The organism is Candidatus Acidiferrales bacterium, from assembly GCA_036514995.1.
GTDB lineage: Bacteria > Acidobacteriota > Terriglobia > Acidiferrales > DATBWB01 > DATBWB01.
In genome coordinates, this window is record DATBWB010000214.1 from 1 (window position 1) to 22741 (window position 22741).

Here is a 22741-nt window from a genome sequence, read left to right on the forward strand (position 1 = left end):
TTCAGAAGATTCTCACCTCGCGCGGCCTGCTCGCCTTCCTTCGCCGCCCGCGCGGACAGGATGTTCTGGCCGCCTGCGGGCAACTCGCCCTGCTCGAAGTCGCCAAGAACGCCTCAACGGCATCACCGACGTAGCGGCGGCCTTTAGTCGGCACGCTACGTCGCCGCATAGAATGCCCGTCTAAAGCGCCCGTGGGAAAACTCACGTATCTTGTCCGGGCAGGCCGCTAGAACCGGAAGGCACCCAGCCCCAAGCATTCAACCCCAGACGCCGAGCCCCCAGGCACCTGCCTGGGGGACAAAGAACGAACCCGTGGCGGGTGCCACCGGGCTCAGCGTGGATGCGTTGTCACACAAACTCTAAAGGCCGCTACGTGCGAGAAGACGCTTAGGCACTGCCGGGGATCAGCACCACAACATTCAAGCAGGCTCACTTGGAAGAATTCCGATAAATCCAAATTGCAGGCCGTGGTGGTCTCTTTCCCGACGGTAAGAAAAGAAGAGATCGCTGCGGCAATGGGTGCAGAAGCCGCTATCGTAGATATGGCGGTCGGCAAGCCCGGCGTCGAGGAGCTGGCGCCGAGCTGCTGCGCTCAAATCAAGAAGCAGCGTGCGGTCGGCCACGGGGCCGTGGCCCGGCGGCCGAGCGGCGAGAAACAGGTTGGGATACTTTGCCGCCAGCCGTTCGGCCTCCGGGTCAGCCGGCCCTTCCGCGAAAAGCTCGGCCGCGTACGCAAACTGGCTCGTAAAAGCATCGCGCACCTCGGCGCCGATTTCGTAGCAGCAGACGCCGATGCCCGGCCCGATCGCCGCGTGCAGGTCCCCGGGCCGGCAATCAAAGGCAACTCGCATCCGGCCGACGGTTTTCTCGACAATCCGCTTCAACAAGCCCCGCCAGCCGGCATGAACCGCCGCCACCGCCCGTCGGCTCGCGTCCGCCAGCAGAATGGGCAGGCAGTCAGCCGCCTGCACCGCCAAAAGAACGCCCGGGGTCCGGGAGATCATGGCGTCGCCAACGCGGCGACGGCCGCCGGCGAAGCACTCATCCGCCACATGGATGAAATCGGTATGCCTCTGCCGCAGCAATGCCAGTCGCTCGCCCCGCCACGGCGGGGCGGACCCGGCCCGGATGGCCCTCAACCAACGACGCCGATTTTCCAAGACGTTCTCGTCGGTGTCCCACGCCCTCCGGCCCAAGTTCAAAACTTTTTCGTTCCGATGCCGCCCGGGTTGCGCGCTCGCCCCGATAGGATCGAGGCTCGTGCCGCCAACCCGCGTCGTAAATCCATGCTCCATCCACGCCCATCGCTTCCCGGTAAGCTCGGGGCATTCCATGAGCCTTAAGGAGGCGGCCCGCCGAACGCGAAATTTTTTTCGCGGGGAGGAAGGCATGCCGGCGCTCGTCGTGAATCGTCGCGCTGAACCGCCTGAGCGGAGTGGGTTGCGGCGGGCAGGCCCGCCCAAAACAGGGTGATTCATATCCCGCAAGCGATTTTGGCGGGCGGGACTCATTCCAGTTCAAACCGCAGGCCGTCGCTCGCAGCGATGACCTCGGTGCCCAGTTCGTGGGAGAGTTTTGCCGCCAATTCCCGGGGCTTGGCGCGGATCATGGTCATGCCGAAGTGGGTCAGGATGGCCGTCTTGGGCCGAATGGCGCTGATAAGGGTGCGGGCGTCGTCGAGGGTCAGGTGCTTGATGGTGGGCTCGCCTTGTTCCTTCTCGCTCGCCTTGAGCCGGACGACGTTCAAGATGAGCACGTCGCCGCGATAGGCGCGCTCGAGTTCCGGGAAAAAAAGGGTGTCCACGATATAGGCCACCGTATAGTGGCGGGCGCGAAAGACGAAGCCGTGCGTTTCCGGGCCATGTTGCAGCTTGAGCGGCGTCTGGAAGCGCAGCCCGGCAGCGATGTTGTAGGCGCCTCCCTCTTCGAGCGCGTGCAGCTCGCTCACGTACTTGCGCGCGTAGGGCAATACCGCCTGCTCGAGCGCGTCGCGCGGGGCAAAGAGCTTCCCGCGACGGCGAAAGCCGCCGTCCGTCATCGCTTCAATCAAAATGTTGACGTCGTTCGTGTGGTCAATATGCAAATGAGACAGAAGGATGGCTTCGAGCTTCGACGGGTCGAGCTTCGGCTTGCTCGCGAGCGCCCGCACCAGCGCCCCCGGTCCCGGGTCCACCATAAAGTCAATACCGTCCATGCAGAACCAGACCCCGCCCGAAGCCCGAATCTGCCTGGTGACGGCGAACCGCGCCCCGGCCGTGCCCAGAAACTTGATGAAATTCGTTTCGCTCATTGCCCGCGGATGATGCTCGCGCAACATGATAGCGCAGCCCAAGGCAAGCGACCAGCGACCGGCCCCGACGGATCGCGGCGACCGGTGAAATCCAAGCCCTTGGACGCGGGGTGGAAGGCCGCTTCCACGGTTCCCGATTGCCGCCGTGCTATAATTCCGGGTTTTGGAGCGAGCGCGTGATTGCAGGCATCGGCGTTGACGTCGTGGAAGTGAAGCGGGTCGAGCAAGCGATTTTGCGCCGCGGGCGACGCCTCCTCGAGCGCGTCTTTACGCCCGCTGAGATTGCCTATTGCGAGCGCCGCAGGAACAAATTCGAGCGCTACGCGGCGCGCTTTGCCGCCAAAGAGGCAGCCCAGAAGGCGCTCGGCACCGGCTGGAGCGGCGGCATTGGCTGGCGCGACTTCGAAATTGTAAACCTCGCGAGCGGCAAGCCCGCGCTCAAACTCTCCGGAGCCGCTGCCCGGCTGGCCCGGCGCATGAAGGTGAAGCGCATCGCGCTCTCGCTTTCCCACACGCGCGACCTGGCGATCGCCCAGGTGATCCTGGAAAGCAGTAGAACCGTCAAATAGCGGAATCGTTCGATAGGGTGGTTGTCCGCGAGGTGTTCTCTTTCCCCGGTTCGCGCGAGCTACAAACTCAAGGAAACATCAGACAGGCTGGCCGCTGATCCCTTCCCGGGAAAGGCCGGTAGCGCGCACGCGCAGCCATTGGTTGGTCGGGAGATTTCCCTGGATCGAGATGCGGAGGTAGTTATCGGAAATCGCCGGGGTGGTTCCTTGCTCCTGCCGGCGCAGGGTGAGCACGGTCATCTCCCGGCCAACCTGAGAAGCGCGGAAGCGCGCGGCCTTCTCGGCGGCCAGGGCGCGCAGCTCGGCATTGCGCTGCTTGATTTGAGCCGCGGGAACCTTGTCCGGCAGAGCCAACGCCGCCGTGCCCGGCCGCGGCGAATAGCTGAAGACGTGGAGGTAGGTAAACGGGAGCCGTTCGATCCAGCCAACCGTTGCCCGATGATCTTCCTCCGTCTCGCCCGGGAAGCCCGCGATTACGTCGGCGCCAATGCCCGCGTCGGGAATTTGCTGGCGGATGAGCTCGATGCGCCGGGCATAGTCCGCCATCCTGTACCAGCGATGCATCTGGCGGAGGATCCTGTCGGAACCGGACTGCAAGGGCACGTGGAAGTGCCGGGCGATCCGCGGTTCTTTCACCGCCAGCTCGACGAGCTCCGGCGTAACATCGAGCGGCTCGATCGAGCTCAAGCGGAGGCGCGGCAGTTCCGTCTCCGCCAGGATACGGCGCAGCAATGCAATCAACTCCGCTCTGGGCTGGAGGTCCTGTCCATAAGCTCCCAGATTGATTCCTGAGAGCACAATTTCTTCCGAACCGCCGGCGACCAGTTTGCAAATTTCGGCGAGCACGATGTCCGGCGGCAGGCTGCGGCTCTTCCCGCGGACAAAGGGAATCACGCAATAGGCGCAGCGCAGGTTGCAGCCGTCCTGAATCTTGAGGGTCGGGCGCGTCCGCTCCAGCTCGCCGCCAAACACCGGCGCCGCCAGGAGCTCGCCGCTTTCAAAAATATTTCCCGTAAGTATCTTGGCCGGACCCTGCTCAAGAGAGTAGGAGTATCGGGATTCATCCCGATATGCATGTCGGGCTAAAGGCCCGACAGTCCCTACTCGACTTCGGTCAAGCCGGTCGAGCGGAATATCCAGGGGCGCGTAGTCCTCGCTCACCACCCGGGGGATCTCACGCTTGTGCGAATTGCCGATCACCCAGACCACGCCCGGCAGCCGGGCAAGCTCCTCCGGCGCGCGCTGGGCATAGCAGCCGGTCACGTAGATGCGGCAGAGGGTATTTTCCTTCGCCATCTTGCGGATCGCCTGCCGCGCCTGCCGGTCGGCTTCCGCCGTCACGGTGCACGTGTTGACGACAATGACGTTAGCCTCGGCCGCCGAGCCGGACCGTTCCCAGCCGCGCTCAAGCAGCTCACGCTCCACCGCCGCGCCATCAGCCTGCGTCGCACGACAGCCGAAGTTTTCTATAAAAAACGTCGCCATAATGGCCTGAAAGTGGATTCTAGCGCAAAAAAGCGCCCGATGGCCAGAAAACGCGAGTGAGGATGAAGAGGAATCTCGAGTGCGATTTCTTGCCGGCTCTCGTCGCGGGATTGCCCCCAGGCTGGAGCCTGAGGCTCGGAGCCCCGAGGCTCCTGCCTCGGGGATCCAAAAACCCCGCGGGCCGGAGGCATGGATGGCATTTCTGCGTTACCATTTCCTTCCCGGAGCGTTTTCCCTCCTGAAAGGCAGGCCTCGTGGACGAAGCGCAACTGGTGGACCGGGCCAAGCGAGAACGCGAAGCATTTGGCCAACTCTACGACCGCTACGTTCGGCGAGTGTACGGAGCGATTTACGCGAGAGTCGGCAACCGCGCTGAGGCGGAAGATTTGACCGCGCAGGTGTTCTTGAAAGCGCTCGAAAATCTTTCCCGGCTCGATGCCTCTCGCGGAGGGTTCGGCCCGTGGATTTTTGGGATCGCGCGGAACCTGGTCGTGGACCGTCATCGCCGGAAATCCCGACGCGTCACGATACCAGTCGAAGCGGCGCCGGCATGGCAGGAGCCGCGAACCTCCGACGGGCTCGAGCAGGCCGCCATCGGCAAGCAGCGCGGCGGACACCTCTGGGCGCGCGTGATGGAATTGCCCGCGGCCCAGCGACAGGTGATCGAGTTGCGCTTCGTCCAAGGCCTCAAGACGGAAGAGATTGCGAGTGTGATGGGACGCAGTGCCGCTGCCGTGAAGCAGTTGACCTACCGCGCGCTCGAACACTTGCGCGCCTGGGAAGAGGAGTTCCGATGAAAACTGGCCTCGCGCATCAGCTTGCCTTGTTTCTGGACGAAGCCCGGCCCGCCCGTCCCGGCCCGCCCGGCTGGCGGGCGGCAGGCGGACCGGGCAAGTCGGCCCCGGCTGCCTTGCGCGAACTGCTCGGGCTGGCCGAGAGGCTTCGAAGTTCTCGTCCGCAGCTTGGACGCGAAGAACCAAATGAAGCTTTTGTCCGCGCATTGAAGTCGAGGCTGCTGGCCCCGATGGGATCGGGGCTGGCTCAGGGGAAAGCGGCGGTTCCCAGGGTTGGCGTCCGTTATTCGTGGGTGAGAATGCCCCTTGGCCGGCTTTACTACTCTTACACCGAGCGGGGGATTTGCGCGACCAACAAGTGCCGCAGTGACCGCGAATTTGAAACAACTTTTGCCAAACAGTACGGCTTCAAGCCGATCCTCGATCCAGCGCCACCCGCCGGCTTGCGCTCGCAAGTGGAAGCGTGGGTGGAGCCCGGCCGCCGGCGGGGCCAGACACTCTTGCCCCGTTTCGACCTCTCTACCGTCACCGATTTTGAGCGGCGGGTACTTGAACTGGCGGCCAAAATTCCTCGCGGCGAGGTACGCCCTTACCACTGGCTGGCAAAAGAGGCAGGCCATCCGGCAGCTTCTCGGGCCGTCGGGAGCGTGATGGCGCGCAATCCTATTCCGTTTTTAATCCCCTGCCACCGGGTGATCCGCGCCGATTCCCACATCGGCAACTACGGCTGCGGCGGCCCCAAAGTGAAAGCGTGGCTCCTCGCATGGGAAGGCGTCAAGCTGGATCGCCTGGCCGAGGCCGCCGATCGCGGCGCGAGGCTGGTGGGCAGCGATACCACCAAGATCTTTTGTCTTCCGGGGTGCCGGCATGCGCAACGCCTCACCCCCGACCATCGCGTTTATTTTGCGAGCGTCAAAGGGGCCGAACGCGCCGGCTACCGCGCCTGCAAGTCTTGCCGACCGGCGTGATCCCGAGGCAGGTGCCTCGGGGCTCAGGAGGCAAGCCTGCACGCGAAACAGCGGGAGCAAGCTCCCGCACTCCACACCCGCGGGCTGGCCGCCTCAGAATGACGAGGGCAGAGGGTTGTCCAGCGCCCCCCTAACCGTCACGGGACAAACCGGAAAGTCAGCTTCTCTTCTTTTGTCGAATGGAAGTCGTCGGAAAGTTCACGGTCGGATTCAAACCAAACCCGGGAAAGTCTCCGGGCAGGGACGCTCAAGCGCATCTCGGGAACATCAAAGGGGTACGGCAGCAGCCGGATGTCGCCCCTCCTATCATTGCTGGGCTCCAGGCGAATCCTCTGCTCCTCGCCCGTATGGAGCAGGAAACTTTGCGGCAGGGTAATCGGGCCGGCTGCACCCAGGCAGACGTAAAGCGAAAGCAAATCACAAAACTGCAAGAGCTTTCCGCAGGCCATCAACTGTTCGCGCCCATGAAGCATGATGTGCGCCAGCGCTTGCTCGCGGGACTTCTCTTGCCACTCGACAAACGTTTCCAATGCTGCTCGATCGGTTGCCGGCGTCCCGGCCGTCGCCAAGCGCATTTTCGCCAGCTCCGAAAAGTGCCAGCTCACCAGCCACCCGGCCATCGGCCCGTGTTCGTATCCGCGGCGGATAGAACGCTCCCAGATGGGCAGAAACTCGCCGGCAGAAAGTTCCAGAAATTGGCGCGGCGCGCCCGTCTCCCGGTTGCGTTGCGGAACCGCGTCCAACTCCACCCAGCCCTCGTCGTGAAAGGAGACGCCAAGGACGGCTTGATCGCGCGGCTGCGGTTCCGGGAATCGTTCGTTCCCCCAGCGACGCGCGAACTCACCCGCCAGGCGAGCGTGGTCAGGCTGGCGAATGAGCATCCAGGCAGTAATGCCGGCGCCCTTCAGCCACTGGCTTGCATCCCAGGCACTCGCCGGGTTGAAAGTTCTCGCCGCCGAAGCAGCCGCCCACACTGGCCGAACCAGCATTCGCTCCCTCCAGGCGCGATCCGGCAAGAGACCGATGCCTCCCAAGTTGGAAGGCAAGAAATTGTCATCCTTTTTCGACGGAAATTCCAGCCATCGCGAGAGGAGTCCCCGGCCCAAAACCCACCACTGCCAACGCGGGATTAGCGTTTGTAAACCACACCCTCCTTCATCACAAAGTTGACCTTCTCGAGGAGGGTTACATCTGCCAGCGGGTCGCCCGGGACAGCGACAAGGTCGGCCAGCTTGCCCGGCTCAATCGAGCCAATCTTGTCCTGCATGTTGAGCAGGGTGGCGGCTGCCGAAGTGGCCGACTGGATGGCCTGCATCGGCGTCATGCCGTTTTTCACCATATAGGCGAATTCCCTGGCCTGGTTCATCGTCCAGGGGAACCCGCCCGCATCGCTGCCGAAAGCCACCTTCACGCCCGCCTGGACGGCTTTGCGAAACGTTTCGTCGTGCGCTTTCATGAGCGCGGGCCAGACGCCGCCGCGCGGCCCAGCAACGTATTCGGTCACCGTGAACGTCGGGACAATCCATGTTCCTTTCGCGACCAGCTCCCGGATGGTCTGCTCATCGAGCACGTCGGCATGCTCAAGAGAATCGGCACCCGCGGCTAGAGCGAGTTGGTGTCCCGCGGGCGTAATCGAGTGGGCGGCGACTTTCTTCCTCAGCTTGTGCGCCTCCTCCACGATCGCGTTCGCCTCTTCCTGGGTGAAATTCGTGATCGCCCAAAACGTCCCGTCCGGTCGCTGATAATAGGCACGGTCAGCATAGAACTTAATCCAATCGGCGCCGTATTTAACCTGTTCGCGCACGGCCTTGCGGCACTCGTCGGCACCATCGCAAACCTGCACGCCGCTCGGAACCGTAACCTCGTAGGGAAAGCCGCGCAGGGGATAGGCGCCGGTGGCAGAAAGCGCGCGCGTCGAAACCACCATCCTTGGGCCAACGATGACGCCATTTTCGACGGCCTTTTTCAAGTCCACATCCGCGTAAAGCGCACCCTCCGTTTCCACGTCGCGGATGGTGGTAAATCCGTTCATCAAGGCGTTCCGCATCGCCACCGTCGCCCGCAGCGCGCGATAGACCTGGGATTCGCGCAGGATCTGGTCTTCATATTCCTTGTCCGTTGGATCGCCCTGAAGGAGCACGTGCGTGTGGGTATCAATCAAGCCCGGCAGGAGGGTTGCCTGGCCGAGGTCGATCACCTCGGCGCCGGAAGGAATCGTTCCACCCGAGCTGACGGATACGATCCGATTGCCTTCGACCACGACGACCGGATTGGCTATCACCCGGTCGCCTTTGCCGTCAATGAGGCGGGCAGCTTTGATGGCAATCGTCTTGCCGGGAAGAAGGCCCGGAAAAACAAGCGCCATGCCGCAAAGTACGATCAAAGAGAATTTTCTAACTTGCGACATCCCTTTTCTCCTGGAAGGAAGTGCATCGGCCGCCCCGACGTGTCGGGGCGGCCGGTGGCGGGAGCATACACCAAGGGATGGGTCAAGGAAACGGCTGAAGACCGCATCCCGTCACAGCTCAGGCGATTCAGGGGGTATCGCCGATCCTTTGCGAACAGGGGCAAAGGATGTTGCGCCATGCGGGCGTAATCGAAAGAACGCGACAGAAGCCAGCGGTCGGGAAAAAACCCGAGCGCATGGGCGAAGAGGTGGCGCGATGGCTTCGTCCTGAATGAGAGCGCTTCGTCCCGCTTCCCACGAGACGGAGCGTCCCGCCCTGGCGGGATGGATCAGGCCGTAGGTGCTGTGGCCGCGCTGCTCTGGCGTCGCTGCTGAAAGCATTCGCGGCAATAGACCGGCCGTCCCTGGGTCGGCTTGAAGGGTACCGTAGTTTCCTTCCCGCACTGCGAGCACGTTGTCTTGGTTTCTACCCGGTGAAAGCTTGAGGTACCCATTCCATTCGATTGGCCGCGCTTGGTTTTGCAGGGCTTGCATCGCTTGGGCTCATTCTTGAAGCCCTTGTCGGCAAAAAACATCTGTTCGCCCGCTGTAAAAACAAACTCGGCCCCGCATTCCACGCACTTCAGGATCTTATCGCGGTATTCCATACTCGGCTCCGTCTTGAGAGGCCGCTGACCATCCGCTCACCACCTCCGGGATCCGACACACCCTAATGCGGCTCCCATTGGCCGACCAAGACTTGAAAAACTTGCTTGCCCCGATGAAATGGGGACGTGCCCTGCCTGGAACGGTACAGGGCTTGTCCCCGGCTGGGGGTTAGTCCTGTTCGCGTCTGGCTTTTTTGCGGCTGCGTTTGCGGGCCAAAGCTGCCTTGACCCGACGTCTCTCTCCTGGCTTCAAATAGAAGCTGTGCTTCTTGATCTCCTTGATGATGTCGGCCTGCTGCACCTTCCGTTTGAAACGTCGAAGAGCATTTTCGAGAGACTCGCCCTCCTGAATGACTACTTCAGCCATACATGTTCACCCCCAGTCTTTTCGAGGAATGACAATCGCCCTTCATACTGAATCGCGCCGGGCAAGTCAAGCGATATTGCAGAATCTAGTACTTAGCCTCGCCAAGCCCCGACGCGGCGGCGGTGGCAATGCACAAGATTTGGGACCCCACACCGGCCATCAGCGCGCACCTTGCCAGTTCTGGCTGCCAGCGACCCGGCGCTATCTCTTTCCGGCACAAGCGGATGAGTCATATGCGCCCACCAAAAATGGTATTTGGACCCGCTTCGATATCTAGCCACCCTTCTCCCTTCCTCAGCCCTACTCAAGGGGTAGTAGAACGGCTATAATGGCCACCACCGCGCCGGAGGCGGGGTTGGGAGCCGCGCGCTTGCGAACATCCCTTTCCCATGGAATTGATGAAAGAAGCTCTCGGAGTCGTGTTGGCGGGCGGCGCGGGTGAGCGACTCTGGCCGCTGACCCGTGACCGCGCCAAGCCGGCCGTCCCCTTTGGCGGCATCTACCGCATCATTGACGTGGCCCTCTCCAACTGCATCAACTCTGACCTGCGCCGCATTTTCATCCTCACGCAATACAAATCGCTTTCCCTCAACCGCCACATCCGCTGGGGCTGGGTGAACCTGGTTTCGCCTGAGCTGGGGGAATTCGTTGACGTCATTCCGCCGCAGATGCGCGTCTCGAACAACTGGTACCTGGGCACCGCCGACGCGGTCTATCAAAACATCTATTCCATCGGCAGCGAACGCTCCCGCTTTGTCCTGATCCTGTCGGGCGACCATATCTACAAGATGAACTACCAGCGGATGCTGGAGCAGCACGTGGCGGCGGGGGCCGAGGTGACGGTGGCGACGATTGAGGAGGACCCGTCGGAGGCGCATCGCCTGGGGGTGGTGGAGGTGGACCGGGATGGCCGCATCGTCGGCTTCCAGGAGAAGCCCACCCAACCCAAGCGCTCCGTCGAACGCCCGGAAAAAATCCACGCCTCGATGGGCGTTTACGTCTTCAATACCCATACCCTGATTCCCATTCTGCTGGCCGACGCCGAAGATCCCCACTCCACTCACGATTTCGGCCGGGACGTGCTGCCGAAAATCGTGGAAACGCATCGCGTCTTTTCCTTCAACTTCATTGACGAGAACAAGAAGGAAGCCCAGTATTGGCGCGATGTGGGAACCCTCGATGCCTATTACGAAGCCAACATGGACTTGGTGGCCGTCACCCCGGTCTTCAACCTCTACGACCAGAGCTGGCCGCTGCGCACCTACCAGGAACAACTCCCGCCGGCCAAATTTGTCTTTGCCGATCCCGACCGCATGGGCGTGGCCTTGGATTCGATCATTTCGCCGGGCTGCATCGTGTCAGGCGGGCGGGTCAGCCTTTCGGTGCTTTCCTTTGACGTGCGGGTAAACAGCTACTCGGAGATCGAAAACTCGATCATCTTTCCCCACGTGAACATCGGACGCAATGCGCGCCTTCGGCGGGCTATCGTTGACCGCCACGTCTCCGTCCCGGAAGGCGAGGAGATCGGATTCGATCTGGAAAAAGACCGCCAGCGCTACTTTGTGACCGACAGCGGCATTGTCATTGTCGTGCGCGATTCCGCCGCCTTTGAAGAGCCGGAGTAGCAAGCATCCGCGAACCTCGAAGAGCCGTGTGTTAGAATGCGCTCCGGCGATCTGACGCACCCAAATCTCGCTAAACGTTTTGCGCTTGAGGAAGACTCCATGGACAGCGACCCGAAAAGCGAAGCGACCTCCGGGCCCGAAACCGAAAAATTGCCGGTCAGCGATTTCTTTGAACTTCTCGACCAGCGCGTCTATATCCGGACGAATCGCCGAATCGTCGCCCTGTGCGTGCTCAAGAGCAAGTTCCGGACTGAGATGAAGCTCTACGAGTGGGTTTGGAAGGGAGAGGGGAAGGGCTGGAAAGTCGGCCTGGCCAATATCAACGTCGAGGGGATTGACCTCAAGAGAATCGCTGCCGACGCTGAGGCCCTGGCCAAGACCCACGGCATTCCCCTTCGCTGGAGTTCGGCAAGCTGATCCCGCCAGGGCGGGACCGTTCTGGTGCGGGCCTTCCTGGGCTCGCCGGAGCTTCCCGACCGCTCGTGCTATGATTTACCATTCTGTTCGCCCGCGTCGATCCTGCCAGTGATTCCCTGCATGGAGGAAAGAATGCCAGCTATCGAGTGGATACGGGGCCGCGAAATCCTCGACTCGCGCGGCAATCCCACCGTGGAAGCGGAAGTCGGCCTTGCCGGAGGAACGGTGGGACGGGCAGCGGTGCCTTCCGGCGCCTCCACCGGCGAGCATGAAGCGCTCGAGCTGCGCGACGGCGATCAAGCGCGCTACCTGGGCAAAGGCGTGCGCACGGCGGTCGCTAACGTCAACGGGCCCATCGCCGCCGCGCTCAAAGGCAAAGAGGCTTCCGAGCAAGAAGCCCTGGATGGCTTGATGATTTCTTTGGACAGCACGCCGAATAAAGGCAAACTCGGCGCCAACGCCATCCTGGCCGTTTCTATGGCATGCGCGCGGGCGGCCGCCCAGGCGAAGGGCATCGCCCTTTATCGCTATCTCGGCGGCTTGCCCCGATGGGATCGGGGCGAGGGCCGAGCAACGCTCCCGGCGCCGATGATGAACATTTTGAACGGCGGCGCCCATGCTGACAATTCGGTGGACCTGCAGGAATTCATGGTAATGCCGGTGGGCGCCTCTTCTTTTTCCGAAGCTCTTCGCATGGGCGTCGAGGTTTTTCACACCCTCAAATCGGTCCTGAAGAAGCGCGGCTATGCGACGGCGGTGGGCGATGAGGGCGGCTTTGCTCCGAATTTGAAATCGAATGTTGAAGCCGTCGAGTTCATCCTCGAGGCCGTCGTCCAGGCCGGCTACCGGGCGGGCGAGCAGGTGGCGATTGCGCTTGATCCGGCGGCGAGCGAGTTCTACCAAAACGGCCGGTACGTATTCAAAAAGTCGGATGGCTCGACCCGCTCGAACGAGCAAATGGTAGCCTTTTATGCCGATTGGGTGCGCCAGTATCCGATTGTTTCGATCGAAGACGGCCTGGCGGAGGATGATTGGGCGGGGTGGAAGATGCTTACCGCCGCGCTCGGCCAAAAAGTCCAGCTCGTCGGCGACGATCTCTTCGTAACCAGCACGGAACGACTCGGCCGCGGCATCCGCGAGGGCATTGCCAATGCGATCTTGATCAAATTGAATCAGATTGGGACGGTGACGGAAACGATCGAGGCCATTCGCATGGCGCAGAAGGCCGGCTATGCGGCGATTGTGTCCCATCGCTCCGGCGAAACGGAAGATGCGTTCATTTCCGACTTCGTCGTGGCCATGGGCACCGGGCAGATCAAGACCGGTTCAGCCTCGCGCACCGACCGCATCGCCAAGTACAACCAGTTGCTGAGGATTGAAGAAGAGCTGGGGTCTCGTGCTCGCTTCCCCGGCCGCAGCGCCCTGGCCGTTAAGTCCGCGGCCATTTGACACGCCCTGAAATTAGAAACAAGGAAGGGAGAGGTGGAATGATGGAGCAAGAAACCCTAGCCCCAACCTCAGACGACAAGACGCTTGCCTTCCTGGCCCAGTTCCTGCAGGTGTTCACTTGGTTCATCGGGCCGCTGGTGATTTATGTGGTCAAACGTGAGTCTCGCTTCGTGGCCTTCCACGCGATGCAGGCTCTGCTTTGGCAAGTCGTCTACTTCGTGCTCTCTATGATCTGCATGGCACTGTTCTTTGTCACGTTCTTTATGAGCGCGGCCTCACGCGGGGGACCACAGTCGCCATCCCAGGGGCCTCCGGTCGCATTTTTGATATTTTTCCCCTTGATCTGGCTGATGATGATGGGCGGCTGGGTTCTGACTCTCGTGATCGGCATCGTGTTCGGCATCAGGGCGATGCGGGGCGAGTGGGCCGCATATCCAATCATCGGCCGTTGGGCCCGGCGGATCATCGGTGCCTGAGGGCTAGGCTGGGATTCAATTCCCCGAGGCAGGAGCCCTTCGGCTGCGCTCAGGGCAAGCCTCGGGGCTCCGAGGAACCTTGTAACTGTATATGCCAAAACGACCGAGACCGATTGTACTGACGGTGCTGGATGGCTGGGGCTACCGCGAAGAGCGAGAGAATAACGCCATCGCGCTCGCGCGCACGCCGAACTACGACCAGCTCTGCCGGAAATATCCCTGGGTGACGATCGCGACCTCGGGCGAAGCCGTCGGGCTTCCTCAAGGCCAGATGGGCAACTCCGAGGTCGGCCACCTCAACATCGGCGCCGGGCGGATTGTCCACATGGACATCACCCGGCTTGACCTGATGATCGCAAGCGGAGAATTTTTTCAAAACGAGCTGCTTCTCCAAGCGATAGCCCGCGGCCGCGAGCGGCAGCTTCATCTGATTGGCCTGGTCTCCGACGGCGGCGTTCACTCCCACATCAACCATCTGATGGCGTTGCTCAAGATGGCGCAGCAGAACAAGGTGGAGCGCGTGTTTGTCCAGGCGATCATGGACGGCCGCGACACCTCCCCCACCGCCGGGGTGGACTACCTCCGCCAGGTCGAACAGAAGATGCGCGAGTACGGCACCGGCCAGATTGCCACGGTGACGGGCCGCTACTTCGCCATGGACCGTGATAATCGCTGGCCGCGCATCGAGAAAGCCTACTGCGCGATGGTCCACGGAGAAGCGGCGTACAAGTCGAGCGACCCCATCGAAGCTCTCCGGCGCAGCTACGACCAGGGCGTCACGGATGAATTTGTGCTGCCCATGGTGATTACTGGCAAGCCCGATTCGGGCAAGGCGGGAAAGCCGCGCGGGCGAATCCAGGACGACGACGCGGTCATCTTTTTCAATTTTCGCGCCGACCGCGCCCGGCAGACCACCCGGGCGCTGGCCGAGCCAAATTTCGACAAATTCGTTGACCCGAAGCGGCCGAAGAATCTCTTCTTCGTCACGATGACGCAGTACGACAAAACCTTCACCTGGGTCCCCCACGTCATCGGCCAGCAGGAAGTGGAAAACATCCTGGCCAATGTGTTTTCCGGCCTCGGCTTCCGCAACCTGCGCGTCGCCGAAACGGAGAAGTATGCCCACGTGACCTATTTCTTTAACGGGGGCGTGGAAAAGCCCTTCCCCGGCGAGGAACGTATTCTGGTCCCTTCCCCCAAAGTGCCCACCTACGACCTCCAGCCGGAAATGAGCGCCGCCGGGGTTGCGGAAACGGTGGTGAAGGCGATCGAGAAGGGAGACTTCGACGCCATCATCATGAATTTTGCCAATGCCGACATGGTCGGCCACTCCGGCAAACTGGAAGCGGCCATCAAGGCGGTGGAAGCGGTGGATGCGTGTCTCGGGCGAATCTACCGGACGATGGCGGCCAAAGGCGGGGCATGGATCGTCACGGCAGACCACGGGAACGCCGAATTGATGCTCGATCCGGTGACCGGCGGGCCTCACACCGCCCATACGACGAATCCCGTTCCCTTCGTCTGCCTCACCGACAACGCACAATTGCGGCTCCGGCCGGGCGGCTCGCTTCGAGACGTATCTCCAACCTTGCTCGGTATCCTCGGTATTCCCCAGCCGAAAGAAATGACCGGCTGCGACCTTCGCATGTGCCCGTAGTTTTCCCGCCCTCGCCCGAAAACGCATCCGGCACCCTCCGCGGCCAAAGCGAATACCGGACGAAGGAATCACGCGAAGGGACCACAGTTCACCGGAGCTACAAACGGAGGCGGGAAGCTGCTAGGATGACCGCCGCCATGACTCGCGATCCTTCCTCGACCAAGTTCCTGCTTTGCATCTGGCATCGGTTTGAGCTTTGGCGGCCGCCCGAGTGGTTCGCCGAGATGATCCGGACGCGCTGGCCGGCGCTCGAGTTTGTCCATCTTCCCTCCTACGACGGCCTCGAGCGCGAAATCGGCGACACAAACATTTTTGCCGGATTTTCGCTCCGGCCGGAACAGTTCGCTCTGGCAAGAGAACTCGAGTGGATTCACTGCCTGGCGGCGGGCGTGAACCAGCTTATGCAGCCGGCCATCGTGGCCAGCGACGTCTTGATTACGAATTCGCGTGGCGTCCATGCAGTGGCCATGGCCGAGCACACCCTCGGGCTTATCCTCGCGCTCGCCCGACACCTGCCGTCGGCGGTCCGCTATCAGGACGAGCGCCACTGGTCGCAGTCGGAGATCTGGGGGGAGGAGCCTCATCCCATGGAGCTGGGGGGACGGACGCTCGTCATCATCGGCTTTGGCGCTATAGGCCGTGAGTTGGCGCGAAGGGCGAAGGCGCTCGGCATGAACGTGGTCGCCGTAAGAAAACGGGCCAACGAGGACACGGAACCTGCCGACGCGGTCTTTGAAAGCGGACGCTTGCTGGAGGCGCTTGCCGCAGGCGACTTTGTCGTCGTAGCCGCTCCGGAAACTTCCGAGACGATTGGTCTGATCAACGCCCGCACCCTCGCCGCCATGAAGCCCACCGCTTATCTCCTGAACGTCAGCCGCGGCACGCTGGTGAATGCAGCCGACTTGATCCAAGCGCTCGGCGCCGGGCAGATTGCCGGAGCAGCACTCGACGTAACCGATCCGGAGCCGCTTCCGCCCGATCACGCTCTTTGGTCGGCGCCGCGGCTGCTCATCACCCCGCACGTCTCGGCCGTGAGCGAGCGGCTCTGGCATCGCCACGCCGCCTTGTTGCTCAACAATCTGGAACGCTGGTTTTCCGGGCGGGAATTGCTCAACCTGGTGGACAAGAAGCGCGGATATTGATCGTTATCTTTGAGGAAACCCCACCCTTTCTTTTGCATTAGTGGGACGAATCGCGCGCCGGGGTTATGTAAGGGCTCCTAGCCCTTGGGAGAGTAATATCCCTCTCGGGCGTGGACCACGATTTTGTGCTTCTTTCCTTTTTGGTCCTGCGCCGTAAGCGGCTGGCCATCCGGGCCGACGACCTGAACCTTGATCTTGTGGAATTTTCCGTCCCGGGCGCGCTGGGTGGGCGTGTAGGCGATGGTGTACTGATTGCGCAGGCGGTTGGCAATGTCTTTAAAGATGGAAGGCATCTCCCCGAAGAAGCGCGGGAAATAGGCCTGCCCACCGCTCATTTGAGAGAAGCTTCGAAGCTGGTTGTCCCACTGGAGCCAACCCACTCGCTGCGCGCCGGAGGCGTAGCCCCTAGCATCGAGCCTCTCTCGGATGTCCTGCCCCTGGCCGACCGAGAAGATTGTCACATCGGAGTTCTGCGCCGCCTTATAGGCCTGATCGAGAGTAGCTTTACTGAAGGTGTCCATCCCCGTGCTGATGAGCAAGATGCTTTTCTTCCCTTTGACGTCCTTCAGCCGGCCGAGGGTGTCAATGAGGGCGTCAAACAGGTTCGACTCGCGGAAGGCGGCGAATCCCAGCCCGCGCAGCGCGTCGGCGACCTCCCGGCGGCTGTGGGTGAAGTCCACCTCGAGTCGCGGCTTCATGTCGTAGGTTACCAGCGCCACCCAGTCCTCCGGCTTGAGATGATTGAGGAAGGCATAAGCCGTGTCATAGATCTGGTAGATGACGTACCCGACCGCCCGCGAGCCCTCAATCAACATGACCATGGTCATCGGCGCTTCGCTCGGGCCAAAGGCGCTAATCTCCTGCGGCTGGCCATCGTCCAGGATGCGGAAATTTTCCTTTTTCAGCTCGGTGATGATGTCGCCGCGCTCAGTAGTCACCATGACGGGCACTTGCACGACCGGCACTTCGACCGCGATGGTATAGGTCTCCTCCTGTCGGGGCGGGCCTTCCTTTTGCTTCTTTTCTTGCGCCAAACCGGGCAGCGGCGCCATCAGGCAGCCAGCGGCAATCCCGCACAGCGGGACCAGCAGCCGTTTCCAAAACGAAATGCGTCTCATGCTATTCCTCCGCGCTTTCCGACAACCTTCCTCTGAGGGCCTTCGAGAAATCTTGCCACCTGCCCTCACAAACGTCAACCCATGGTAGTATGACTCGTTTTTGAGAGGAAACGTTGCGCCGGAGGGTTCTCATGCTGCGAAGAATTTTTGCTTTCTCCCTGGTTTTGCTGGGGTTATGCGTCGCTGGCCGGCAGCCTGCCCGAGCCCAATCCGCACTCGACTGGAACGCGCTTGGCCGCGAGGGCACCGAATACCTTTCCCGCCTGCTCCAGTTTGATACGACCAATCCGCCGGGCAACGAACTGGCCGCCGCGCAATACCTCAAATCTATCCTGGACAGGGAAGGCATACCGGCCGAGGTGATCGAGACGGCTCCGGCTCGCGGGGTGGTCATCGCCCGGCTTTCCGCCGAACCGCCATCGGCTCCGGACCAGGCGTTGCTGCTCCTGGCCCACCTGGACGTGGTCGGCGTGGATCGCGCCAAGTGGGAGGTGGATCCCTTCGGCGGCGTGACCAAAGAGGGTGAACTTTATGGCCGCGGCGCGCTCGATGACAAAGGCCAGGTGATCGCCAATCTCATGGCGATGCTGGCGATCAAGCGCTCCGGCGTCCCCGTGAAACGAGACATCATTTTCTTTGCCGAGGGCGACGAAGAATCGGGCGGCGATCTGGGCATGCTCTACACCGCCCAAAAGCACTGGGAAAAAATTCGCGCCGGCTACGCCATCAACGAGGGCGGGCGGGTGGTGGCGCGCCCCGATCCCGCGAAGCGGGCTGCGGCCGGCGGCGTGGCAACCATCGGCGTGCAGAATAGCGAGAAGCTTTCTTACGCCGTCGAGGTGATTGCCACCGGGCCCAGCGGTCACGCCTCGATGCCGCTCGTAGGAAACCCGGTCGTTCACCTTGCTGCCGCCGTGGCCAGGCTCGCCGCCTACCAGGCTCCGGCTGAGCTGAACACAACCACGCGCCGCTATTTTGAACAACTCGCCAAGATCGAAGACCCGGAGACGGCCAAATGGATGCGCCTGCTTGAGGACCCGATGCGCGGCGCGGAGGCAGCGCGAAGATTGAGCGAGAACCCGGCGTGGAATTCGATGCTGCGCAATACCGTCTCGCCGACGATTCTTCGCGCCGGCCTGCGCGTCAACGTTATCCCGTCGGAGGCTCGCGCCACGCTCAATATCCGCCTGCTGCCGGGAAAAGACATCGGAACTTTCGTCCAAGAGCTGGAAAAAGTCGTGGCCGATCCGCAGGTGAAGCTCCAGGCGCAGGCCATTTCGCAGTCCGATGCGCCCAGCTCCCCCTTTGACACGCCTCTCTTTACCGCCATCGAAAAAGCCTCGGCCAAGGTATTCCCGGGAGCGGTCATCACTCCCTACATGTCCACCTGGGGAACCGATTCCGTCGAACTCCGCTTGAAAGGCGTGGTGGCCTACGGGTTGCTTCCCTTTCCGCTCACCGACCAGCAGATCGCCGGTTACCATGCCGACAATGAACGCATCCCGCTTGATTCTTTTCGCGAAGGCTGCCGCTATCTCTTCGAGATTGTGCGCGAGTTTGTGAGCAGCCCATAAACCCGCCGGGCCATCAGAGCGCGCCGGGAATCGTCTGCTGACGATGATTTCTCGATCCTCGGGTTGCTCCGACTCTCCCCTCCCCTTATCCTTATCCCTTGAGCGGGGGTCGCGCAGGCGGGCGTCCCCGGCACCACGAACTTCATGAAGCTGCATACCATCGGCCGCCGCTGATACCCGCGATCGGTCTAGCCACCTTGTAAGTGCTACTTTCTCGAGTTTCGATTCTCTAGTTCACCCATCCGCCCGGGCGGCGATCTCCGCGCTCGCCGTCTCTTTCGCGCATATAAACCTCAAATTTTCGCCGCAATCGTTGCCGCTTCCAATCGTAGAAGTTATTGCGCAGGCGATACCACCAGAGATTGCCGCGCAGGTAGGCAAAGCCAAAAATCATCCCGCCGAGATGGGAGATGTGGCTGATGTTGTCGCCGCTGGCCCCAAGCGAGCCGAAAAAGGCAATGGCGCCGATGATGAACACGTAGATCCGCATCGGGAGCGTCACCGGAAACGGGATCAGCCAGACCTGGCGGTCAGGAAAGACGAGGGCCGAGGCGAGCAGGATGCCGAAGATGGCGCCGGAAGCGCCGATGGTGGGCTGGAGCGACGATCCGATGCCAGCCGGATCAGAGAGAGTCTTCACGACAATGTTGATCACAGCCGCCCCGGCGCCGGTAAGAAAGTAATAGGTGAAAAAACGACGCCGGCCCCAGGAGCGCTCGAGATCGCTGCCAAACATCCAGAGCACCAGCATGTTCAGCAGCACGTGCCATAGTCCGCCGTGCAGGAACAGGTAGGTAAACGGCTGCCAGAACCGCAAGCCGTGGGTGACGCCACGCGGCACCAGGCCGAACAACTGGATGAGCGCAAACTCGGCTTGGCCGCCGAAAAAGAGGCGCACCAGGGTTTGCAGGAGAAAAACGGCGGCGTTGGCGATGAGCAGCGCCTTGATGGCCGGGGTGAGCAGGCCGCCCCAGTTGATGCGCCGGCCGTAGGAACGCGGGAAGGAACCCATGACCTTGCAAGTCTAAATGGCAGAGAGTCCAAGAGTCAAAGAGTGGAAGGGTCTAAGAGTCCAAAAGTCGAAGAGTCACAAAGTAGCGAGGTCACGTCTTGGCCTCTTCCGGAGTGGATCTCGAGTGCCGGAGACAGGAAATCAGGTTGTACACTCCCGCGCTTGTCCGGCGACAACAAGAAGAAATCGCCTCGTAGTCCCTCTCCGCCACGTACTTCTGGTCTCGAGCAATCAAAACCTGAGCGCGCAATTCACCACCGGAACCCTTGGCAATAAAAAGCGAACGCGCGAACTCGACGTCCGTTTGCCGTTCGAATCCTTCGGCAATATTGGAGAGAATGGATATCGCCGCCCGGCGCATCCGGTCCACCAACGCGTAGTCCTTTGTAATAAGGCCTGAACGAGTGAGTTCATAGACCTGGGTGACCAGAACCCTCGCTTGCTGAAATATGTGAAGGTCTTCGAACGACTCCACTTTCGCCCGCTGTGCACTCATGGTGCTGGTTTTCGACTCTTGGACCCTTTGACTCTTGGACTGTTGGACTCTTCGTCTCTTAGACTCTTTGTCTCTTCGACTTTTCGACTCCTAGACGTTTCGACTTTATTCGAGTTTTTTGCGCCCGACAACAAACAGTACCGTCGCCATCACCGCAAAGACCAGCAGGCCAAAGACGCTGGAACTGGCCATGGCTGGCCAGTACTTCGTCCCGATGGCCACTTTCTGTTCCAGTTCGAAGCCCACAATGGCCGCCAAGATCAGGCCGCCGATGGAACCGCCGGCGATGAGCCCGGCGGCAAACAACGCGCCGCTTGAGACTTCGCCTTCCTGGCGCTTGTAGATTTTCTCTAACGACCAGTTCACCACTCCCCCGCAGAAGATGGGCGCGGTGGTGGAAATAGGCAGATAGGAGCCGACAGCGAAGGCAAGCGAGCGAACCCCGCACAGCTCCATCACCACCACGATGAACACCCCCAGCAACACCAGGCCCCAGGGGAGGCTCTGGCGCAAGATGCCGTTGATCACCGTGCTCATCAGGACCGCCTGGGGCGCCGGCAGGCGCTCGGACCCGATGCCTACACGTTCCTGGAATTCGATGCGGCGCCCGGCCGGGTCGTAGAAGTAACGCCCGTCGGGGAGAATGCGCGAGCCGATGACGTTGATCACCTGGTAGGACTTGCCGTCCTGGGCGGCCTCGCCCACCACTTTCATCTCCGCGCTCAACTGCACGTTCTCCATCACCAGCGGCTCGACGCGGGTGTAGGCCTGGTTAAGGAGCACGAGAGTAAAGCCGATCACCAGCACCGAAGTGAGAGCCCCGATAATCATGCCCACTTCCGCGCGCCGCGGGGTCGCCCCAACGAGGAACCCTGTCTTCAGCGACTGCGACGTTGCCCCGCCCACCGCGGCAGCGATGCAGACGATGCCGCCGACGGAAAGTGCCACCGCCGGATAGGCCCCGGACGTCCAGCCCACCGCCACAAAGAGGAGCGCCGTTAGCATCAGAGTGGCAATGGTCATCCCGGAAATGGGGTTGGCGGAGGCGCCGATCAACCCCACGATCCGCGCCGAAACAGTTACGAAAAGGAAGCCGAAGAACACCACCAGGATCGAAGCAATCAGGTTGCCGCTCACGCCGGGATTGACCCGCAGTCCCAGCAGCGCCCAGACGATCAGGATCATCGCCAAGGAACCACCGAAGATGACGGTGCCCGGAAGCTCCCGCTCAGTGCGCAGGGCGGCTACTGGCTCGGCGACCTTGCCCTTGCGCAACTGCTGGAGCGTGGTGCGCAGCGCCCGCACAATGGTGGGCAGCGTCCGGGACAACGTGAACAGCCCCGCCGTCGCCACCGCCCCCGCCCCGATGGGACGAATGTAAGCGTTCCAGAGCGCAAAGGCGTCCATCTCCCGGATGGGCACGGTGCCGGGAAAGATGGGTGCGACGAGGCCCTCCCCGAAGAACTTGATCATCGGAATGGTGACCAACCAGGAAAGCACGCCGCCAGCAAAGATCATCCCGGCGGTGCGCGGGCCGATGATGTAGCCCACCCCCAGATACTCCGGCGTCACCGCGGCCGCCAGCGTTGCCCCCGGATACCACCCCGGCTGGTAGATGGGCCGCGGTTGCCAGAACAACAGGGCCTGGTTTAGCAACTTGTAGATTAGGCCCAGGCCGAAGCCGGCAAACACCTTACCGGCAAAGCTGCCGCCTTTTTCCCCCGCCACCAAGACGTCGGCGCAGGCAGTACCTTCCGGATAGGTGAGCGTGCCGTGCTCGGCCACATTCAACTGGTGCCGCAGCGGAATCATGAACAGCACGCCGAGCACGCTCCCCACCAGGGCCAGAAGAAGCACGCGAGGAATCTCAGGCACACCCAGGGGGAAGCCGAGGAAAATGAGTGCCGGCAAGGTGAAGACCACGCCAGCGGCGATGGATTCTCCCGCCGAGCCCGTCGTCTGCACGATGTTGTTCTCGAGAATCGTGGACTTCCCCAGCCACTTGAAGATGCTGATGGCCAGCACCGCCACCGGGATGGACGCGCTCACCGTCAACCCCGCGACCAGTGCCAGGTAAACGGTCACCGCGCCGAAGATCAGACCGAGGATAGCGCCCAGGAAAACGGCTCGGAAGGTGAGTTCGGCCTGGGTGACTTGCGCGGGAACGAACGGCTGAAAGGGGGCCGCCGCTTGGGGACGCTCAGCCATGATGCCTCCTTAAGAAAGTTTGCCCGCAGTCGGGCTTGCC

Annotated in this window: 20 protein-coding genes; 10 read left to right on the forward strand and 10 right to left on the reverse strand. The window is 61.7% G+C overall.

The features are described 5' to 3' along the window. Nucleotides 1-419 precede the first annotated feature (419 nt). Together pgeF and VIH17_13750 are read right to left on the reverse strand one after the other, a co-directional pair. Nucleotides 420-1295, reverse strand: coding sequence for a peptidoglycan editing factor PgeF (gene pgeF / locus VIH17_13745; protein HEY4684297.1), 876 nt, complete (start codon nucleotides 1293-1295; stop codon nucleotides 420-422). Between the two features lie 212 nt (nucleotides 1296-1507). After that, complete coding sequence (locus VIH17_13750; protein ID HEY4684298.1) at nucleotides 1508-2317, reverse strand: MBL fold metallo-hydrolase; 810 nt, start codon at nucleotides 2315-2317, stop codon at nucleotides 1508-1510. Between the two features lie 149 nt (nucleotides 2318-2466). On the opposite strand from VIH17_13750, the gene VIH17_13755 reads away from it, so the two are divergent. Next, nucleotides 2467-2859, forward strand: a complete 393-nt coding sequence (locus tag VIH17_13755) for a holo-ACP synthase (GenBank protein HEY4684299.1) — start codon at nucleotides 2467-2469, stop codon at nucleotides 2857-2859. A gap of 78 nt (nucleotides 2860-2937) precedes the next feature. Here the strand turns inward: VIH17_13755 and mtaB are convergent, their stop codons facing one another. Then, nucleotides 2938-4344: a tRNA (N(6)-L-threonylcarbamoyladenosine(37)-C(2))-methylthiotransferase MtaB gene (mtaB, locus tag VIH17_13760; protein HEY4684300.1), complete on the reverse strand. Its 1407-nt coding sequence runs from the start codon at nucleotides 4342-4344 to the stop codon at nucleotides 2938-2940. A 254-nt stretch (nucleotides 4345-4598) separates the two neighbouring features. On the opposite strand from mtaB, the gene VIH17_13765 reads away from it, so the two are divergent. Beyond that, complete coding sequence (locus VIH17_13765; protein HEY4684301.1) at nucleotides 4599-5141, forward strand: sigma-70 family RNA polymerase sigma factor; 543 nt, start codon at nucleotides 4599-4601, stop codon at nucleotides 5139-5141. After that, a complete protein-coding gene (locus tag VIH17_13770; GenBank protein HEY4684302.1) occupies nucleotides 5138-6106 on the forward strand; it encodes a methylated-DNA--[protein]-cysteine S-methyltransferase in 969 nt (322 codons plus the stop codon). Before VIH17_13765 ends, VIH17_13770 begins: the two co-directional genes overlap by 4 nt. Nucleotides 6107-6243: 137 nt before the next feature. Here the strand turns inward: VIH17_13770 and VIH17_13775 are convergent, their stop codons facing one another. The 3 genes from VIH17_13775 to rpsU all read right to left on the reverse strand — a co-directional run bounded on the left by VIH17_13775 (nucleotide 6244) and on the right by rpsU (nucleotide 9527). After that, nucleotides 6244-7095, reverse strand: coding sequence for a DUF3891 family protein (locus VIH17_13775; GenBank protein ID HEY4684303.1), 852 nt, complete (start codon nucleotides 7093-7095; stop codon nucleotides 6244-6246). A gap of 140 nt (nucleotides 7096-7235) precedes the next feature. Further along, nucleotides 7236-8513, reverse strand: coding sequence for an amidohydrolase family protein (locus tag VIH17_13780; protein ID HEY4684304.1), 1278 nt, complete (start codon nucleotides 8511-8513; stop codon nucleotides 7236-7238). A gap of 816 nt (nucleotides 8514-9329) precedes the next feature. Continuing rightward, on the reverse strand, nucleotides 9330-9527 hold the full coding sequence (gene rpsU / locus VIH17_13785) for a 30S ribosomal protein S21 (GenBank protein ID HEY4684305.1): 198 nt from the start codon (nucleotides 9525-9527) through the stop codon (nucleotides 9330-9332). Between the two features lie 398 nt (nucleotides 9528-9925). On the opposite strand from rpsU, the gene glgC reads away from it, so the two are divergent. The 6 genes from glgC (at nucleotide 9926) to VIH17_13815 (ending at nucleotide 16293) form a co-directional block, all read left to right on the forward strand. Continuing rightward, on the forward strand, nucleotides 9926-11152 hold the full coding sequence (gene glgC / locus VIH17_13790; GenBank protein ID HEY4684306.1) for a glucose-1-phosphate adenylyltransferase: 1227 nt from the start codon (nucleotides 9926-9928) through the stop codon (nucleotides 11150-11152). Nucleotides 11153-11251: 99 nt separating this feature from the next. Beyond that, entirely contained in the window at nucleotides 11252-11569 is a 318-nt protein-coding gene (locus tag VIH17_13795) for a hypothetical protein (GenBank protein HEY4684307.1), read from the forward strand. A 132-nt stretch (nucleotides 11570-11701) separates the two neighbouring features. Then, nucleotides 11702-13018: a phosphopyruvate hydratase gene (eno, locus tag VIH17_13800; protein ID HEY4684308.1), complete on the forward strand. Its 1317-nt coding sequence runs from the start codon at nucleotides 11702-11704 to the stop codon at nucleotides 13016-13018. Nucleotides 13019-13056: 38 nt separating this feature from the next. Next, nucleotides 13057-13494, forward strand: coding sequence for a DUF4870 domain-containing protein (locus VIH17_13805; protein ID HEY4684309.1), 438 nt, complete (start codon nucleotides 13057-13059; stop codon nucleotides 13492-13494). Between the two features lie 91 nt (nucleotides 13495-13585). Further along, complete coding sequence (gene gpmI, locus VIH17_13810) at nucleotides 13586-15151, forward strand: 2,3-bisphosphoglycerate-independent phosphoglycerate mutase (protein ID HEY4684310.1); 1566 nt, start codon at nucleotides 13586-13588, stop codon at nucleotides 15149-15151. A 125-nt stretch (nucleotides 15152-15276) separates the two neighbouring features. Further along, nucleotides 15277-16293 carry a D-2-hydroxyacid dehydrogenase gene (locus VIH17_13815; protein HEY4684311.1) on the forward strand — a complete coding sequence of 339 codons (1017 nt, stop codon included), beginning with the start codon at nucleotides 15277-15279 and terminating at the stop codon, nucleotides 16291-16293. Nucleotides 16294-16370: 77 nt separating this feature from the next. Here VIH17_13815 and VIH17_13820 read toward each other — a convergent pair whose 3' ends face one another. After that, nucleotides 16371-17411: a VWA domain-containing protein gene (locus tag VIH17_13820; protein HEY4684312.1), complete on the reverse strand. Its 1041-nt coding sequence runs from the start codon at nucleotides 17409-17411 to the stop codon at nucleotides 16371-16373. A gap of 131 nt (nucleotides 17412-17542) precedes the next feature. On the opposite strand from VIH17_13820, the gene VIH17_13825 reads away from it, so the two are divergent. Continuing rightward, complete coding sequence (locus VIH17_13825; protein ID HEY4684313.1) at nucleotides 17543-18985, forward strand: M20/M25/M40 family metallo-hydrolase; 1443 nt, start codon at nucleotides 17543-17545, stop codon at nucleotides 18983-18985. 229 nt (nucleotides 18986-19214) lie between these two features. Here VIH17_13825 and VIH17_13830 read toward each other — a convergent pair whose 3' ends face one another. The 3 genes from VIH17_13830 to VIH17_13840 all read right to left on the reverse strand — a co-directional run bounded on the left by VIH17_13830 (nucleotide 19215) and on the right by VIH17_13840 (nucleotide 22701). Next, nucleotides 19215-19997, reverse strand: a complete 783-nt coding sequence (locus VIH17_13830; protein HEY4684314.1) for a rhomboid family intramembrane serine protease — start codon at nucleotides 19995-19997, stop codon at nucleotides 19215-19217. 91 nt (nucleotides 19998-20088) lie between these two features. Continuing rightward, nucleotides 20089-20493 (reverse strand): four helix bundle protein, encoded by a 405-nt coding sequence (locus VIH17_13835; GenBank protein ID HEY4684315.1) that lies wholly within the window; start codon nucleotides 20491-20493, stop codon nucleotides 20089-20091. A 105-nt stretch (nucleotides 20494-20598) separates the two neighbouring features. Beyond that, entirely contained in the window at nucleotides 20599-22701 is a 2103-nt protein-coding gene (locus tag VIH17_13840; protein ID HEY4684316.1) for an oligopeptide transporter, OPT family, read from the reverse strand. Nucleotides 22702-22741: the final 40 nt, after the last annotated feature.

Excerpts from the sequence above, each read along its gene's own strand:
- pgeF (HEY4684297.1), bottom strand. The coding sequence starts at position 1,295 with ATGGAGCATGGATTTACGACGCGGGTTGGCGGCACGAGCCTCGATCCT.
- VIH17_13750 (HEY4684298.1), bottom strand. The coding sequence starts at position 2,317 with ATGTTGCGCGAGCATCATCCGCGGGCAATGAGCGAAACGAATTTCATC.
- mtaB (HEY4684300.1), bottom strand. The coding sequence starts at position 4,344 with ATGGCGACGTTTTTTATAGAAAACTTCGGCTGTCGTGCGACGCAGGCT.
- VIH17_13770 (HEY4684302.1), top strand. The coding sequence starts at position 5,138 with ATGAAAACTGGCCTCGCGCATCAGCTTGCCTTGTTTCTGGACGAAGCC.
- VIH17_13775 (HEY4684303.1), bottom strand. The coding sequence starts at position 7,095 with ATGCTGGTTCGGCCAGTGTGGGCGGCTGCTTCGGCGGCGAGAACTTTC.
- VIH17_13780 (HEY4684304.1), bottom strand. The coding sequence starts at position 8,513 with ATGTCGCAAGTTAGAAAATTCTCTTTGATCGTACTTTGCGGCATGGCG.
- rpsU (HEY4684305.1), bottom strand. The coding sequence starts at position 9,527 with ATGGCTGAAGTAGTCATTCAGGAGGGCGAGTCTCTCGAAAATGCTCTT.
- glgC (HEY4684306.1), top strand. The coding sequence starts at position 9,926 with ATGAAAGAAGCTCTCGGAGTCGTGTTGGCGGGCGGCGCGGGTGAGCGA.
- VIH17_13795 (HEY4684307.1), top strand. The coding sequence starts at position 11,252 with ATGGACAGCGACCCGAAAAGCGAAGCGACCTCCGGGCCCGAAACCGAA.
- eno (HEY4684308.1), top strand. The coding sequence starts at position 11,702 with ATGCCAGCTATCGAGTGGATACGGGGCCGCGAAATCCTCGACTCGCGC.
- VIH17_13805 (HEY4684309.1), top strand. The coding sequence starts at position 13,057 with ATGATGGAGCAAGAAACCCTAGCCCCAACCTCAGACGACAAGACGCTT.
- gpmI (HEY4684310.1), top strand. The coding sequence starts at position 13,586 with ATGCCAAAACGACCGAGACCGATTGTACTGACGGTGCTGGATGGCTGG.
- VIH17_13815 (HEY4684311.1), top strand. The coding sequence starts at position 15,277 with ATGACCGCCGCCATGACTCGCGATCCTTCCTCGACCAAGTTCCTGCTT.
- VIH17_13820 (HEY4684312.1), bottom strand. The coding sequence starts at position 17,411 with ATGAGACGCATTTCGTTTTGGAAACGGCTGCTGGTCCCGCTGTGCGGG.
- VIH17_13825 (HEY4684313.1), top strand. The coding sequence starts at position 17,543 with ATGCTGCGAAGAATTTTTGCTTTCTCCCTGGTTTTGCTGGGGTTATGC.
- VIH17_13830 (HEY4684314.1), bottom strand. The coding sequence starts at position 19,997 with ATGGGTTCCTTCCCGCGTTCCTACGGCCGGCGCATCAACTGGGGCGGC.
- VIH17_13835 (HEY4684315.1), bottom strand. The coding sequence starts at position 20,493 with ATGAGTGCACAGCGGGCGAAAGTGGAGTCGTTCGAAGACCTTCACATA.
- VIH17_13840 (HEY4684316.1), bottom strand. The coding sequence starts at position 22,701 with ATGGCTGAGCGTCCCCAAGCGGCGGCCCCCTTTCAGCCGTTCGTTCCC.